Source organism: Vreelandella sp. F11 (genome assembly GCF_042466685.1).
In the GTDB taxonomy this organism is placed as follows: Bacteria; Pseudomonadota; Gammaproteobacteria; order Pseudomonadales; family Halomonadaceae; genus Vreelandella.
This window is the reverse complement of record NZ_CP170448.1, coordinates 530518-545180: the sequence shown is the minus strand read 5'-3', so window position 1 is coordinate 545180 and position 14663 is coordinate 530518. Positions and strand designations below refer to the sequence as shown.

The following is a 14663-nucleotide window of genomic DNA, read 5'->3' as shown; positions in this document are numbered from 1 at the left end:
AGCTTAGTTAGCGTCCAACAACGCTCGCAGGATCGCTGCTCTCCAGTCCGAAGGCGTCTGCCACGGCCTGGTAAGTGACTTGACCCGCATGCACGTTCAGGCCCGGCAGGAAGTGCGGGTCGTCTCTTAGCGCCTGCTGCCAGCCCTTATCCGCTAGAGCGAGCACAAAGGGCAGCGTGGCGTTGGTCAGCCCCTGGGTGGACGTACGCGCTACCGCGCCGGGCATATTGGCGACGCAGTAGTGCACCACCCCATCGACGATATAGGTCGGCTCGGCATGGGTGGTGGGCTTGCTGGTTTCAAAACAGCCGCCCTGGTCGATGGCCACATCGACCAGTACGCTGCCGGGTTTCATATCGGCCAGCATACTGCGCGTAATCAATTTTGGCGCTGCGGCGCCGGGCACCAGCACCGCACCAATGATCATGTCAGACTCACGGGTGGCCGTTTCCAGGGCGTCTGCGGTGGAGTAAACCGTTTTAATGCGGCCCTGATAGCGGTCATCCAGCACTTCCAATCGCGCTAACGACTTATCCAGAATAGTGACCTCTGCGCCTAACCCCAGCGCCATACGGGCAGCGTTTTCGCCCACCACACCACCACCGATCACGGTAACCTTACCCGGCGCCACACCCGGCACACCCGGCAGCAGCACGCCTGCACCGCCCTGCGCCTTCTCCAGGCTATGAGCCCCTGCTTGCACCGCCATTCGCCCGGCCACAGTGCTCATAGGGGCCAGAAGCGGCAAACCTCCACGGGCATCGGTAATGGTTTCATAGGCGATACAGGTAGCACCGCTCTCCATCAGCCCACGGGTAAGGGGCTCTTCGGCGGCCAGGTGCAGGTAGGTGAACAGCGTATGTTGTGGGGTGAGTCTCGCCACCTCATCCGGTTGCGGCTCTTTCACCTTGAGGATCAGCTCAGCGTTGCGCCATAAAGCATCCACATCTGCTTCTATTTGTGCGCCGGCAGCCTGGTAATCGGTATCCGTAAAGCCTGCGCCTTCGCCGGCACTGCTTTGAATGCTCACCTGATGGCCGCGTCTGGTTAACTCCCGGGCGCCAGTCGGCGTTAAGGCCACGCGATATTCGTGATTTTTGATCTCTTTAGGGACGGCGATTTTCATTGGATTTTTCCTGTGCTTGTAAAGATCATTCGTGTTGATAAGCAAATTACAGCACAGCTAACGTTGACCACCACCCCAGAAATACAAAACAAAAAAAACGCCGGTTAAGGCGTTTTTTAGGAGAAAAATCTAGCGATTGCCAGTTCTACACGAAAAAATCCACTTTATTCTTCGTCACTCCACAATAACTGCGCCGCCGTAAATACGCCGATACTCCTCTGGTAAACGCTTGGGCCGCCCCGTTGAGAGTGCCACGCAGGCGAAGCGGGTGCGGGCATTCAGCAGCGTTTTAGCGTCTTCGGCGCGCACCAACTGAAAACGACGGGTCAGACTGAAGCGCTCGTCACAATCGACAATCCAGGTCGCAAGCTGTAACGCATCGCCGGCAAAGGCAGGCGCCAGGTAATCCAACTCATGGCGGTGAACCACCATGGCGCGATCAAGCTCTCGGTAACGCTCGAGAGAAAGGCCAAGCGCCTCGGAGTGCGCCCAGCTAATCTGCTCAACCCAGCGCAGGTATTCGCTGTTATTGACGTGCTGATAGGCATCAATCGCCTCATCAGCTACGCGAATATCCATCACAAAAGGCTCAGGTAGCGCCCACTCCATTGCGTTGACTCCTCCACTGATGGCTAAAAACGTGGTTAGTCACGGAACACCCGCACACCCAGCGCCTTCAGGTAAGACGTTTCCGGGATAGCCGGGTGCACCGGGTGATCTGGCCCTTGGTGACCTTGGAAAATCACCTGCCCGTGACGATCCTGGTGGCGAACCGCACCACGCACTACGTCCATTAAACGCTCGGGCGCCAAGTGCATGGAGCAGGAGGCAGACATGAGCAGGCCATCGCGACCCAGCAGACGCATGGCTTCACGGTTCAAGCGGGCATAGGCACGCTCGCCGTTGGGGATATCCTTGCGCTTTTTGATGAATGCGGGAGGATCAAGAATAACCACATCGAACTCCTCACCCTCCGCCTTCAGCGCCGCTAACGCTTCAAACGCATCTCCCTCGCTCACCGCTACCTTCTCCTGCACGCCATTGAGCGCAGCGTTGCGGGCGACTTGCTCCAGCGCCGGGCCTGAAGAGTCAAGGCACATCACCTCTTTCGCGCCATGAACAGCCGCCTGTACGCCCCAACCGCCTACGTAGCTGAAGACGTCCAGCACGCGCTTACCTTCCACATTGCGATTGATCCATTCGCGATTAACCCGGTGATCAAAGAACCAGCCGGTCTTCTGCCCATTAAGCACCGGCACCACAAAGCGGGTGCCGTTCTCTTCGAGCACCACCTCGTCAGGCAGTGTGCCTTTGACGACCTCCACGTGGGCCTCAAGACCTTCCTGACGACGACCACCCGTATCGTTTCGGAAAACAATCACTTCCGGCTTAATGACTTTTTCCAGCGCGTCGACAATCTCATCCGCCAGCGCCTGCATACCCGCAGTGTTGAGCTGCACGACGAGGACATCGCCAAAGCGATCAATCACCAAGCCTGGCAGCAGATCGCCTTCGCCGTGGATCAAGCGATAGAACGGCTGGGCATAGAGGCGCTGGCGCAGTGCCAGCGCTTGATTAAAACGGTGCACAAACAGCGAGCGATCCAAGCGCATTTCAGGGTCGCGGGACATGACCCGGGCAGCAATTAACGAATGGGGGTTCACATATGCAACAGCCATCACTTTGCCATTGGAGGCTTCGACCAGTGCGGGTTCGCCTGCCGCAAAGTTTTTCAGCGGCGTCTCTTTGATATCCACTTCATTGGAGTAGATCCAGAGATGGCCCGCTTTCAGGCGGCGGTCAGCATTTTTATTCAGGCGCAGGCGTTGGGTCACAGCAATCTCCAAAAAAACGTAAGCAAAGCAATACTTAAATAAAACAATAGCACTTATAGGTCGCCATCAGCGCTGGCAGCCAGGGCAAAACACGCTGGCGCGCTGGCCAAGCGTAATGCGGCGAAGCTCAACGCCACAGCGCAAACAGGGCTGGCCGTGGCGGCCGTAAACATTCAAACGCTGGGCAAAGTAGCCGGGCTCACCCTGGCCACTGACAAAGTCCCTCAGCGTGGTACCCCCTTGGATAATCGCCGCCGCCAGCACCTCTTTCACAGCTAGGGCCAAGGCGTCGTAACGCGCACGGGAAACCCTACCCGCCGCGCGGCGCGGGTCAATACCGGCCATAAACAGCGCTTCCGCCGCGTAGATATTCCCGGCGCCGACCACCACTTGGTTATCCATCAGAAACGGTTTTACTGCCACACGCTTATTGCGTGAGAGCGTGTAGAGCCATTTGCCGTTAAACGCATCAGACAACGGCTCGGGCCCCAAGTGCGCAAGCCGCTTATCCTGTGTTTCGTCTTCGGCCTGCCAATCCACAAAGCCAAACCGGCGTGGGTCGTGATAGCGCAGCACGTAGCCGTTGGCAGTGACTACATCCACGTGGTCATGCTTTTTCGGCAAATCCCCCACCCGGGCAATCCGCAGGCTACCTGACATACCCAAGTGCCATAGCAGTGTCGCGTCAACGTCACCTTTGCCCCCGTTAGCAGGCTGGACAGGAATCTGCAGGTATTTTGCCCGCCGCTTCAATACCCCTATGCGCGCGCCCACCAACCGCTCGGCCAGATCATCAGGCACAGGTACACGCAGCCGCGGCTGACGAACCAGCACTTCGGTAACTTCCTGGCCTTCAATATAGGGAGCAATTCCGCGGCGGGTAGTTTCAACTTCAGGCAGTTCGGGCATATTGAGGCATCGTACCGGCTTGTAATGACAGCCTTGTGAAGGGGTCTAGCAAAGCTGCGACATGGGAAATGCATGCATGCAAAAACCCGGCTTGGGGCCGGGTTTTTGAACAGGCGCTAACCTGCAGTGGAAGCCGATCATTATCGCGGAAGCGATTACTTGATCTTGGCTTCCTTGTAGATCACGTGCTTGCGGATGACCGGATCGAATTTCTTGAATTCGAACTTATCAGGCGTGTTCCGCTTGTTTTTATCAGTGGTGTAGAAGTGGCCCGTACCGGCGCTAGACACCAACTTGATTTTATCGCGCATGGTTAAACTCTCCCAAAATGCTTGGCCGAAATGCTTGGCCCAAAATACCTGGCCCAAAGGGCTTAGTATAAAAAGCTGGCTTAGATAGCGTCGCCGCGCTTACGAATTTCAACCAAAACTGTGTCGATACCTTTCTTGTCGATGATGCGCATTCCTTTAGTGGAAACGCGCAGCTTGACGAAGCGGTTTTCAGACTCAACCCAAAAACGGTGAGTGTGCAGGTTTGGCAAGAAACGACGACGTGTCTTACGCTGGGAGTGTGAAACGTTATTTCCAGTTACCGGACGCTTGCCGGTAACCTGACATACTTTGGACATTAGAGCCTCCAACTGCTTGGCCAGGATATAATTACCTGAGTGTTCAAAACTGTCGGGCAAACCGGAGCAGGGAAGGTATCGGCGCCGTTAACCGCCAAGCTTTATCCAAATCCGTTATTCAACCCAAGTTTAAAGGTGGCACTTTATACCAGAGCGCCCGACTTGCAGCAAGCAAAACCCCCAAAAAAGGCTGAAAAAGCACTTTTTCGCTCATTCGACTTAGTCAATACGGCGTAGAGCAGAATCTATTGATGCTGCTTATAGCCAGCCGCGCTCGGCAAAAGAAACCACCTCTCCATCCCCCACCACGAAATGATCCAGCACGCGCACGTCAAAAAGGGCCAACGCATCTTTTAAGCGTGCAGTAATACGTTGATCAGCATCGCTTGGCTCTGCCACACCTGAAGGGTGGTTGTGAGCCAGAATAACGGCGCCTGCGCTAAGTTCTAACGCACGCTTGGCAACTTCGCGGGGGTATACAGATGCGCTGTCTAGGGTACCGCGAAACAGCGATTCATAGCGAATAATTCGGTGCTGGGTATCCAAAAAAAGTACCGCGAACTCCTCATGCCCTAAATGGCGCAGCTGCGAACTCAGGTAGTGGCGTACCAAGGCAGGCGATGTCAACGCATTGCCTCGCGCCAATTGGCTGGCTAAATGGCGTCGCGATAACTCCAGTGTCGCCTGAAGCTGGGCATACTTAGCGCTACCTAACCCACGGGCAGCACAAAAGCTTTCCTGATCGGCCTCCAGCAGTTGGCGCAAACCACCGAAACTGCTGAGTAGATCACGCGCTAAATCGACTGCCGAACGCCCCTGCACGCCAACGCGCAAAAAAATCGCCAGTAACTCAGCGTCAGAGAGCGCCTGGGCGCCAACGTTAAGCAACTTTTCCCGGGGCCGCTCACCTTCCGGCCAGTGATTGATTCCCATCGCACCTTACCTTCGCTGCCCATCTGTGTTGATCCAGCCCAGCCTCACTACGCTTAGCTCACAGCCACGTGGCTCATTAAACCTAGCTTAACCTTGTTTGCGCCCAATATGCCAAATTGTTAGTGCCAGTGGTATGGTAAGCCTCCTTACGAACGTGGATAGGGATTGCTGACCATGGCTGCTGCTGTTAACTCGACAAGCGCTTCGACGCTGGCAGGCAAACGCATACTGCTCGGCGTCAGTGCGGGTATCGCTGCCTATAAAAGCGCGTTGGTTGTGCGTCTGCTCAAGCAGGCGGGCTGCGAGGTGCGTGTTGTGATGACCGATGGAGCTCAGGCCTTTATTACCCCGCTCACGCTTCAGGCACTCTCTGGTGAGCCCGTGCGCACCTCTTTGCTCGACCCCGAAGCTGAAGCGGGTATGGGGCATATTGAATTGGCCCGCTGGGCGGATCTGGTGCTGATCGCTCCGGCCACTGCCGACCTTATCGCCCGTCTGGTGCACGGCATGGCCAACGACCTGCTCACCACGCTCTGCTTGGCCTCAGAAGCGCCCAAGCTGATTGCCCCGGCGATGAACCAAGCGATGTGGCGTCACCCGGCTACCCAGCGCAACGTGCAGCAGCTTGCCGACGACGATTGGCAGTTGATTGGCCCCGCCGCTGGCGACCAGGCCTGCGGCGACGTGGGGCCAGGCCGCATGAGCGAACCTGAAGAGATCTTTAGCGCGGTATCGGCGCTGTTTGTGGCGCCGCACAGCCATGCCCCCCATGTAGTGATTACCGCTGGCCCCACCCGGGAACCGCTGGATCCCGTGCGCTACATTTCCAACCACAGCTCTGGAAAAATGGGCTTTGCCCTGGCCGCCGCGGCAGTGGCTGAAGGAGCCAAAGTAACGCTGATCAGCGGGCCGGTTAACCTACCCACTCCTCAAGGCGTTACGCGGATTGACGTTGAGTCAGCCGAGCAGATGTACACACAAGCGCAGCGACTAGCGCCCCAGTCAGCGCTGTTTATCGGCTGCGCAGCCGTGGCCGACTATCGCGCGGCAGCCCCTGCCGAGCATAAGCTCAAAAAGCAGGATGATAGCGATACGCTCACGCTGACCCTGATTAAAAATCCCGATATCATCGCCAGCGTTTCCGCACTACCCGCAAAACAGCGTCCGCTGGTGGTCGGCTTCGCCGCCGAAACCCAGGAAATTGAGCGCTACGCGCGGGATAAATTACAGCGCAAAGGGCTGGACATGATTGTCGCCAACGACGTGTCTCAGGCCGGCCTGGGCTTTGGCAGCGACCAGAATGCTGCCTGGCTACTCTGGCGCACCCCTCAAGGCGTCGAGAGCCGTGTAGAAGCAGCGCAGCCAAAGCCCCAACTGGCCACCACCATTATCCGTCAAGCCCTAGCGCTGCTATCCACCAAAGCCCCTATGCAAACACCTGGAGAGTCCTCATGAGTGCCCGTCCCCGCCTGCAGTGCAAAGTATTAGATGAGCGTTTGCACGATTACATGCCGCACTATGCCACCGACGGCTCGGCGGGAATGGATCTGCGCGCCCTGCTGGATGAGCCATTACTCTTGGCCCCCGGTGATTGTCAGCTCGTACGCACCGGCATTGCCATCTATATTGAAGATCCGGGTTTGGCGGGAATGATCCTGCCGCGCTCCGGCTTAGGGCATAAACATGGCATCGTGCTGGGCAATTTAGTCGGATTAATCGACTCTGATTACCAGGGTGAGCTGATGATTTCGGTCTGGAACCGTGGTCAAAGTACGTTTACGCTAGCCCCTTTCGATCGACTGGCACAGTACGTGCTCATGCCAGTGGTACAAGCCGAACTCTCCCTGGTGGACGCTTTTGAAGACTCCTCCCGGGGTAGCGGCGGGTTTGGCAGCACTGGCAGTCAGTAACCAATGAGCACGCCTATTTAGGAAGCCTTGTTAAGGCAACGTCTGTTTAGCTGGGAAGCCCTATGAACGCACACTCTGTACCCGCGTCGATTTTTCGCGCCTACGATATTCGCGGTATCGTTGACGACACGCTTACTGAACAGGCGGTAGAAATGATCGGGCGCGCGGTGGGCTCTGAAGCCGCAGAGCGGGGCGAATCCAGCGTGGTGGTCGCCCGCGATGGCCGCCTTTCCGGCGCCCGGCTGCAAGCGGCACTGATGCGGGGCCTGACTGCCGCTGGGCGCGACGTAATCGACATCGGCATGGTGCCCACCCCGGTGCTCTATTTCGCCACTCATATACTGGATGGCACCCAATCGGGCGTGATGGTCACCGGTAGCCATAACCCGCCCGACTATAACGGCTTTAAAATCGTGCTGGGCGGCGAAACGCTCTCCGGTGATGCGATTACGGCGCTTTTCGAGCGTATTCAATCGGGCCACCTGACCAATGGCCAAGGCCGAATTACTCAGCAAGATATCCGTGAAACGTATCTAACGCGCATTCTGGACGACGTTAAGATCACTCGACCAATTAAAGCCGTGGTCGACTGTGGTAATGGCGTTGCCGGAGAGCTGGGCCCCCAGTTGCTGGCACGATTAGGTATCGAGACCATCCCGCTGTTTGCGGAAATAGACGGCCATTTCCCCCATCACCACCCCGATCCTGGCAAGCCGGAAAATATGCAGGATCTGATCCGCACCGTTCATGAAACTGGGGCCGATATTGGCCTTGCCTTCGATGGAGATGGCGACCGCCTGGGCGTGGTGACGCCCTCAGGCAAGTTGATCTATCCCGACCACCTGCTAATGGTGTTTGCCACCGATATGCTCGCGCGCCAGCCCGGAGCCAAGGTCATTTTTGACATCAAGTGCACCGGCAATCTGGTCAAAGTGATCAGCGAGGCCGGTGGCGAACCCGAAATGTGGCGTACCGGGCACTCGATGATCAAGGCGCGTATGCAGGAAACCGGCGCTCAACTTGGGGGAGAGATGAGCGGGCACGTGTTCTTCAAAGAGCGCTGGTACGGTTTTGACGATGGCCTTTATGCCGCTGCTCGGCTGGTAGAGATTCTCGCCAACCAAGCCGCCGACGCCGATACGTTTTTTGCCCACTTCCCCCAGGACGTTGCGACCCCGGAAATTAATATTGCGGTTAGCGACGATAACAAATTTTCTCTGATGGATAAGCTTGCTCGCGAGGGCGACTTCGGCGAAGGTATAAAAACGACTTTGGACGGTATCCGCGTTGACTACCAGGATGGCTGGGGGCTGTGTCGCGCCTCCAACACCACGCCTACACTGGTGATGCGTTTTGAAGGTAAAGACGATGCCGCGCTAGCACGCATTAAGACCGTTTTTAACGACGCGCTTCGGCACGTCGCGCCAGACATCGAGCTACCCAGCTGACGCGGGAACCCAGTAGGTAGCTCGCCAAACAGTTCGGCGCTGAAGGGATCGCGACCACCTAGAAAGCGTGACCCTCATCACTTAATCAACATAAACGTTAGCAGCACAATAAACGTTCGCAAGGGACAACCTCATGAGTTCAGCCAGTCGCGACCCCAAGGTCGTTGTGGAGGTGCTTTCCGAAGCCCTCCCGTATATCCAGCAGTTCTCCGGCAAAACCGTGGTGGTCAAATACGGCGGTAACGCCATGACCGAAAGCACCCTGATCGACTCCTTTGCCCGCGATATCGTGCTCATGAAGGAAGTCGGTATCAATCCAGTGGTTGTGCATGGCGGCGGACCACAGATCGGTGATCTACTCAAAAAGCTCAACATCGAGTCACGCTTCGTCAACGGCATGCGGGTCACTGACTCGCAAACCATGGACGTCGTCGAGATGGTGCTAGGTGGCCTGGTCAACAAAAGCATCGTCAACCTGATCAATCAAAGCGGCGGCAAAGCGATTGGGCTGACCGGCAAAGATGGCTCACAGATTCGTGCCCGGCAGCTCAAGGTCGAGCACCAGAGCCCCGAAATGACGGCTCCCGAGATTATCGATATTGGCCACGTGGGCGAAGTGGAGTCGATCTCAACCGAGCTTATCGAGATGCTGGCGGCGCGTGATTTTATCCCGGTGATTGCCCCCATTGGTGTCGACGCCGCAGGCCACAGCTACAATATCAATGCAGATCTGGTGGCCGGTAAGATTGCCGAAGCGCTCAATGCAGAGAAGCTGATGCTGCTCACCAATGTGGCCGGTTTAATGAACACTGAAGGCGAAGTCCTCACCGGCTTAAGCACCGCTCAGGTGGATGACCTCATCGCCGATGGCACGATTTATGGTGGTATGTTGCCTAAAATCCGCTGTGCACTGGATGCGGTGAAGGGCGGTGTGAACAGCTCGCACATTATTGATGGCCGAGTCCCCCACGCGGTGTTGTTGGAAATTTTCACCAACGCTGGGGTCGGTACTCAAATCAAGGACGCGAGCTAACCGCGACGGAGGCCACATTATGAGCGAAGATCAAAAACCTCGCCGCCGCGAGCAGATTCTCCAAGCCCTGGCACTGATGCTTGAGGAAGATAGCGGCAAGCGCATTACCACAGCCGCCCTCGCTCGCCAGGTAGGCGTTTCAGAAGCGGCGCTCTACCGCCACTTCCCCAGCAAAGCGCGAATGTTTGAGGGGCTGATCGACTTTATTGAAGAGAGCATCTTTGCCCGCATTACGCGTATTTTAGAAGACGTTCCTGACGCCACCTCCCGCTGCGGCACCATACTGGCGCTACTGCTGGGCTTCGCTGAAAAAAATCCTGGTTTGGCGCGGGTAATGGGAGGCGACGTACTGACTGGCGAAACAGCCCGGCTACGCCAGCGAGTTAATCAGCTGTTCGAGCGCCTGGAGATGCAGCTTAAGCAGATTCTGCGCGAAGCCGAACTGCGTGAAGGGCTACGCCCTACGATCCCCGCCTCTGCCGCTGCCAATTTGTTGGCGGCCCAGGCGGAGGGGCGCATTTCACAGTATGTACGTAGCGACTTTAAACGCCTGCCCACTGAGCACTGGGAAGATCAGTGGTCGCTCCTGTCCGCCCATTTACTGCGCGCCACCACTCAACCCGCTTAGGCTGGCGTGATAGCGGCACAAAAAAACCGGCTCCCTATACAGGTGCCGGTTTTTTGCTGCTGAAAAGCTTCGAACCGCAAAGCAAGCACGCTATTAGGCGACCATCGCCTCGCCCATTTTCTGACGCAGCTTTTTCATGGCGTTTTTTTCAAGCTGACGGATACGCTCTGCACTGACCCCGTAAACATCGGCCAAGTCATGCAGCGTCTCTTTGCTATCGGCCAGCCAGCGGCGCTGGAGGATATCCCGCGAACGCTCATCAAGGCCTTCCAGGGCAAGCTGTAAACGGCGCGTCGAGTCTTCCTCGAAATTGCTGTCTTCGAGCTGCGTAGCAGGGTCTGAAGCAGCATCGTCCAAGAAGTGCACCGGCGCTTGATAGGTGCTCTCTTCATCATCGCCTGCCGGGGCGTCATAGCCTGCATCATAAGACGACAAGCGCCCTTCCATATCGCGCACGACCTCAGGCTTAACGTCGAGATCTTTGGCGATGGCATCAACTTCGTCGTTATTCAACCATGCCAAGCGCTTCTTCGCACCGCGAAGGTTGAAAAACAGCTTACGCTGGGCTTTGGTCGTGGCGATTTTGACGATTCGCCAGTTACGCAGCACAAATTCGTGAATTTCCGCTTTAATCCAGTGCACGGCAAAAGAGACCAGACGAACGCCCTGGTTCGGATCGAAGCGCTTGACGGCTTTCATCAAGCCAACGTTACCCTCTTGAATCAGATCCGCCTGAGGCAACCCATAGCCCGAATAGCTACGCGCGATATGCACCACAAAGCGCAAATGCGACAACACCAAACGACGAGCGGCTTCCAGATCGCCTTCATCATAGAGGCGATAAGCGAGTTCGCGCTCTTCATCGGCTGTTAATACCGAAATTCCATTGACCGCGCGGATGTAGCCGCCCAGATCGCCGCCGGGCGAAAGCTGCCCCACCGGTAGAAGACTAGTGCTCATGTGCAGGTGGTCTCCCCTGTAACCCATCGTGGTTGACGTAGCACGTTATCGATAACCTATGACAAAACCGTGATACCAATTCAATCATACACACTCATTCATACGAATGTCTGCGAAACTGAGACCTTAACCCAAGCATAAAGTTCGCAGGTTAAGCATTATCAGCAGTATCGCATTAACTGCCTAAAATCCATCCATTATCTTGGCCGAATGCTTGAAAGGTGACGAGTCACCGCTAACCAAGCCCCCAACCAGCCTAGTAGTGTACTGCAAGATAGCAGAATTGTAGAGCCTGTCACGTCGAGTTGGGGTAAAGAGAAGCTCGCCCCGTAACTGGCCGCCAGAGCCGATACCGGTAGGGAAAGCCAGTGATTGCCCAGACCTAACAACCCCAGCGCTAACAGCCCACCGCCCAAGCCGTACCAGGCGCCGCTATACAGGAAAGGCCGCCTGACAAAAGCATGCGTGGCGCCAATCAGCATCACGACTTCAATTTCCCGGCGGCGGCTCTCTACCGAGAGGCGAATGGTATTCCCCACCACCAGCAGCACGCCTAAACCAAACAGCGCCCCTAGCGCCAGCGCCACTCGTCGGCCTAGCTCGGCAAGGTTTCTCAGCCGCTCCACCCAGGCCAGGTCAAGGCGCACCTCATCAACACCAGAGAGCGCTTCCAGGCGGGCGGCCAATTGCTGCATGGCAACCGGATCAACGCTTTCAGGGCGCACCACCATGCTGATAGGCAGCGGGTTACTCTCCAGTCCTGCCAAGGCATCATCGAGCCCCAGCGACTGTTGGAACTCCGCCATCCCCTGCTCGGCGCTGATCAGTTGGGTTTCGAGCACGTCCGGTTCCGCGTTGACCGCCTCTTCTATACGCAGCGACTGGGCATCATCGGCACTCAACTCCAGGTAGACCGTTAGGGTGGCACTCTCATCAAGCTCTGCATCCAGCAACCGGGCACTGTCCAGAGTTAGCCAAAGCGCCGCAGGTAGCACCAGCGCGATAGCAATCGCCAGCATGGTCAGGAGATTACCCAGCGGATAGCGTACTAGACGTTGAAAGCTATCCCACGCCATGCTGCGGTGGTGGCGACCCCATGCCCGCAGGCGGCTGGAAAAGCGCGTTTGCTGCGACCTGGCGCCTCGCTGGGGCGCTTTATCGACCGCGGGTTTAACAGCGGATTTGCGCGGCGTTTTCAGTGCTGCTCCCTGACGACGCTTGGGTGTCGCGGATAACTTCATACCGCCCCCTCATCGGCTACCAGCCTGCCGTCGCTTAAGCGCAGGATGCGGTGACGCAGTCGGGCAATCAGGGCCAGGTCGTGGCTGGCGATCATCACCGTGGTGCCAATTCGATTAAAGTCCTCAAACAGCGCCATAATATCCGCCGAGAGCTGAGGATCCAGATTGCCCGTGGGCTCATCGGCCAGTAGCAGCGCGGGCTTATTGACCACCGCCCGGGCAATGCCCACACGCTGCTGCTCGCCGCCCGACAGCTCGATAGGCAGCGCTTTTTCACGATGTAACAGCCCCACTTTATCTAACGCAGCGCGTACGCGACGGGCAGCCTCACGGGGCTCAACACCCTGAATTTCCAACGGTAGAGAGACATTGTGGAAAATGCTGCGGTCAAAGAGTAGTTGGTGATCCTGGAAAACCACGCCGATTTGGCGCCGATAAAACGGTACTTGGCTGGCATGCATCTGGGCAATGTCGTGCCCTGCCACCACGACGCGCCCACGACTAGGTTTCTCAAGACGCATCACCAAGCGTAGTAGCGAGCTTTTCCCCGCCCCGGAGTGGCCGGTTAGAAACACCATCTCGCCCCGGGCAACCCGAAAGTTCAGGTGCGCCAGCGCTTCAAAGCGACCGCCATAGCGTTTGCCCACATGCTCAAAAGCGATCATGCGCTGGTATCATCCCCTTGGCGGTCAAACAGCGCTTGGACAAAGTCATTGGCCTCGAAGGGGCGCAGATCGTCGATGCCCTCCCCCACGCCAATAAAGCGAATCGGCGTTTCCAGTTGCTTCGCCAGCGCAAAAATAATCCCACCTTTAGCGGTGCCGTCCAGCTTGGTGAGCGTGATCCCACTGACCGGCACGGCGTCGTTAAAGGTGCTGGCCTGGGAGATCGCGTTTTGCCCGGTGCCCGCGTCAAGCACCAACATCACTTCGTGGGGAGCGGTGTCATCGAGCTTCTGCATCACCCGGTGGACTTTTTTCAGCTCTTCCATCAGGTGGCCTTTGTTATGCAGTCGACCGGCGGTATCGGCGATCAATACATCGACCCCCCGCGCCGTGGCGGCCGCGACCGCGTCATAAATAACCGAGGCGCTGTCCGCGCCGGTGTGCTGGGCGATGACCGGCACCTTGTTGCGCTCGCCCCAGACTTTGAGCTGCTCAACAGCGGCGGCACGGAAGGTATCGCCCGCTGCCAGCATGACGCTTTTGCCTTCCTGCTGAAAGCGCTGGGTGAGCTTGCCGATAGTGGTGGTTTTGCCCACGCCGTTAACGCCGACCACTAAAATAACAAAAGGCCCCTTGCCCGCCTTCTCAAGCACAAGCGGCTTGGCGACCGGCGCCAACATGGAGGAGAGCTCTTCTTGCAGGCCACGGTAAAGCGCTTCGGGGTTATTCAACTCTTTGCGCGAGACGCGCGCTTCCAGGCGGCCAATAATCTCGGTCGTTGCTTCAATGCCCACGTCGGCCATTAACAGCTGCGTTTCCAGATCTTCCAGCAGCTCGTCATCGATCTGCTTTTTACCTAAAAACAGGTCGGCGATGCCGTCGGTTAAATTGACACGGGTTTTCCCCAGGCCTGACTTGATACGCGCAAACCAACCTTTCTGGTCGCTTTTGGCAGCCACCGGTTTCTCTTGCAAGGCGGGTGGCGGCGTTGCCTCACGGGCGGGCGCGGGCGTTGGCTCTGGCTCTGGCTCTGGCTCTGGCTCTGGCTCTGGCTCTGGCTCTGGCTCTGGCTCTGGCTCTGGCTCTGGCTCTGGCTCTGGCTCTGGCTCTGGCTCTGGCTCTGGCACAGTTTCCGGCGCCTTTGAGGTCTCTTCAACAGCCTCAGCGGAAGTCTCGGGCGTCGCAATGTCCAGCTCATCGGCGTGCTCTTGAGGCTGATCCTTTAACTGCTCCTCCTGCGCCTGCTTGTCTCGAGGCGCCTCTTGCGGATCTTGCTTATTCTTACGTTTAAAAAAACCAAACATGAGTGTTACCCGACATAAAGTGTGAACATTAGGGTTATGCTAA

Annotated in this window: 16 protein-coding genes; 5 read left to right on the top strand and 11 right to left on the bottom strand. The window is 57.1% G+C overall.

Translation table 11 applies throughout. The annotated features are described in order from the left end of the window. Positions 1-7 precede the first annotated feature (7 nt). The 7 genes from ald to radC all read right to left on the bottom strand — a co-directional run bounded on the left by ald (position 8) and on the right by radC (position 5431). Positions 8-1126 carry an alanine dehydrogenase gene (ald, locus tag ACFIOZ_RS02515; RefSeq protein ID WP_386082031.1) on the bottom strand — a complete coding sequence of 373 codons (1119 nt, stop codon included), beginning with the start codon at positions 1124-1126 and terminating at the stop codon, positions 8-10. A gap of 174 nt (positions 1127-1300) precedes the next feature. Continuing rightward, positions 1301-1735 carry an acyl-CoA thioesterase gene (locus ACFIOZ_RS02510; protein WP_211596393.1) on the bottom strand — a complete coding sequence of 145 codons (435 nt, stop codon included), beginning with the start codon at positions 1733-1735 and terminating at the stop codon, positions 1301-1303. Between the two features lie 35 nt (positions 1736-1770). Further along, positions 1771-2961, bottom strand: a complete 1191-nt coding sequence (locus tag ACFIOZ_RS02505; RefSeq protein WP_386082029.1) for a class I SAM-dependent rRNA methyltransferase — start codon at positions 2959-2961, stop codon at positions 1771-1773. Positions 2962-3027: 66 nt separating this feature from the next. Next, positions 3028-3870 carry a bifunctional DNA-formamidopyrimidine glycosylase/DNA-(apurinic or apyrimidinic site) lyase gene (mutM, locus tag ACFIOZ_RS02500; protein WP_386082028.1) on the bottom strand — a complete coding sequence of 281 codons (843 nt, stop codon included), beginning with the start codon at positions 3868-3870 and terminating at the stop codon, positions 3028-3030. A gap of 155 nt (positions 3871-4025) precedes the next feature. Further along, the gene (gene rpmG / locus ACFIOZ_RS02495; protein ID WP_022520204.1) at positions 4026-4181 is read right to left on the bottom strand and encodes a 50S ribosomal protein L33; all 156 of its coding nucleotides are present in this window, start codon (positions 4179-4181) and stop codon (positions 4026-4028) included. An 80-nt stretch (positions 4182-4261) separates the two neighbouring features. Continuing rightward, positions 4262-4498 carry a 50S ribosomal protein L28 gene (rpmB, locus tag ACFIOZ_RS02490; RefSeq protein WP_064236003.1) on the bottom strand — a complete coding sequence of 79 codons (237 nt, stop codon included), beginning with the start codon at positions 4496-4498 and terminating at the stop codon, positions 4262-4264. Between the two features lie 258 nt (positions 4499-4756). Beyond that, positions 4757-5431: a RadC family protein gene (gene radC, locus ACFIOZ_RS02485; RefSeq protein ID WP_386082024.1), complete on the bottom strand. Its 675-nt coding sequence runs from the start codon at positions 5429-5431 to the stop codon at positions 4757-4759. Positions 5432-5605: 174 nt separating this feature from the next. Here radC and coaBC point away from each other — a divergent pair, with 174 nt between their 5' ends. From coaBC to slmA, 5 genes are all read left to right on the top strand, one after another. Continuing rightward, complete coding sequence (gene coaBC, locus ACFIOZ_RS02480; RefSeq protein WP_386082023.1) at positions 5606-6886, top strand: bifunctional phosphopantothenoylcysteine decarboxylase/phosphopantothenate--cysteine ligase CoaBC; 1281 nt, start codon at positions 5606-5608, stop codon at positions 6884-6886. Beyond that, a complete protein-coding gene (dut, locus tag ACFIOZ_RS02475) occupies positions 6883-7341 on the top strand; it encodes a dUTP diphosphatase (RefSeq protein ID WP_386082021.1) in 459 nt (152 codons plus the stop codon). The genes coaBC and dut overlap by 4 nt, the downstream gene beginning before the upstream one ends. Positions 7342-7403: 62 nt before the next feature. Beyond that, the gene (locus ACFIOZ_RS02470; protein WP_386082019.1) at positions 7404-8789 is read left to right on the top strand and encodes a phosphomannomutase/phosphoglucomutase; all 1386 of its coding nucleotides are present in this window, start codon (positions 7404-7406) and stop codon (positions 8787-8789) included. 133 nt (positions 8790-8922) lie between these two features. Then, positions 8923-9822, top strand: coding sequence for an acetylglutamate kinase (gene argB, locus ACFIOZ_RS02465; RefSeq protein WP_088700067.1), 900 nt, complete (start codon positions 8923-8925; stop codon positions 9820-9822). A gap of 19 nt (positions 9823-9841) precedes the next feature. Beyond that, complete coding sequence (slmA, locus tag ACFIOZ_RS02460) at positions 9842-10450, top strand: nucleoid occlusion factor SlmA (protein ID WP_226250089.1); 609 nt, start codon at positions 9842-9844, stop codon at positions 10448-10450. 93 nt (positions 10451-10543) lie between these two features. Here slmA and rpoH read toward each other — a convergent pair whose 3' ends face one another. From rpoH to ftsY, 4 genes are all read right to left on the bottom strand, one after another. After that, entirely contained in the window at positions 10544-11410 is an 867-nt protein-coding gene (gene rpoH, locus ACFIOZ_RS02455; RefSeq protein ID WP_211596592.1) for an RNA polymerase sigma factor RpoH, read from the bottom strand. Between the two features lie 197 nt (positions 11411-11607). Next, positions 11608-12651, bottom strand: a complete 1044-nt coding sequence (ftsX, locus tag ACFIOZ_RS02450) for a permease-like cell division protein FtsX (RefSeq protein WP_386082018.1) — start codon at positions 12649-12651, stop codon at positions 11608-11610. Then, positions 12648-13316 (bottom strand): cell division ATP-binding protein FtsE, encoded by a 669-nt coding sequence (ftsE, locus tag ACFIOZ_RS02445; RefSeq protein ID WP_386082016.1) that lies wholly within the window; start codon positions 13314-13316, stop codon positions 12648-12650. Before ftsE ends, ftsX begins: the two co-directional genes overlap by 4 nt. After that, entirely contained in the window at positions 13313-14620 is a 1308-nt protein-coding gene (ftsY, locus tag ACFIOZ_RS02440; RefSeq protein ID WP_386082014.1) for a signal recognition particle-docking protein FtsY, read from the bottom strand. Before ftsY ends, ftsE begins: the two co-directional genes overlap by 4 nt. Between the last annotated feature and the right edge of the window lie 43 nt (positions 14621-14663).

Coding starts and splice junctions, on each gene's coding strand:
- ald (WP_386082031.1), bottom strand. CDS start 1,126: ATGAAAATCGCCGTCCCTAAAGAGATCAAAAATCACGAATATCGCGTG.
- ACFIOZ_RS02510 (WP_211596393.1), bottom strand. CDS start 1,735: ATGGAGTGGGCGCTACCTGAGCCTTTTGTGATGGATATTCGCGTAGCT.
- mutM (WP_386082028.1), bottom strand. CDS start 3,870: ATGCCCGAACTGCCTGAAGTTGAAACTACCCGCCGCGGAATTGCTCCC.
- rpmG (WP_022520204.1), bottom strand. CDS start 4,181: ATGCGCGATAAAATCAAGTTGGTGTCTAGCGCCGGTACGGGCCACTTC.
- rpmB (WP_064236003.1), bottom strand. CDS start 4,498: ATGTCCAAAGTATGTCAGGTTACCGGCAAGCGTCCGGTAACTGGAAAT.
- radC (WP_386082024.1), bottom strand. CDS start 5,431: ATGGGAATCAATCACTGGCCGGAAGGTGAGCGGCCCCGGGAAAAGTTG.
- coaBC (WP_386082023.1), top strand. CDS start 5,606: ATGGCTGCTGCTGTTAACTCGACAAGCGCTTCGACGCTGGCAGGCAAA.
- dut (WP_386082021.1), top strand. CDS start 6,883: ATGAGTGCCCGTCCCCGCCTGCAGTGCAAAGTATTAGATGAGCGTTTG.
- ACFIOZ_RS02470 (WP_386082019.1), top strand. CDS start 7,404: ATGAACGCACACTCTGTACCCGCGTCGATTTTTCGCGCCTACGATATT.
- argB (WP_088700067.1), top strand. CDS start 8,923: ATGAGTTCAGCCAGTCGCGACCCCAAGGTCGTTGTGGAGGTGCTTTCC.
- slmA (WP_226250089.1), top strand. CDS start 9,842: ATGAGCGAAGATCAAAAACCTCGCCGCCGCGAGCAGATTCTCCAAGCC.
- rpoH (WP_211596592.1), bottom strand. CDS start 11,410: ATGAGCACTAGTCTTCTACCGGTGGGGCAGCTTTCGCCCGGCGGCGAT.
- ftsX (WP_386082018.1), bottom strand. CDS start 12,651: ATGAAGTTATCCGCGACACCCAAGCGTCGTCAGGGAGCAGCACTGAAA.
- ftsE (WP_386082016.1), bottom strand. CDS start 13,316: ATGATCGCTTTTGAGCATGTGGGCAAACGCTATGGCGGTCGCTTTGAA.
- ftsY (WP_386082014.1), bottom strand. CDS start 14,620: ATGTTTGGTTTTTTTAAACGTAAGAATAAGCAAGATCCGCAAGAGGCG.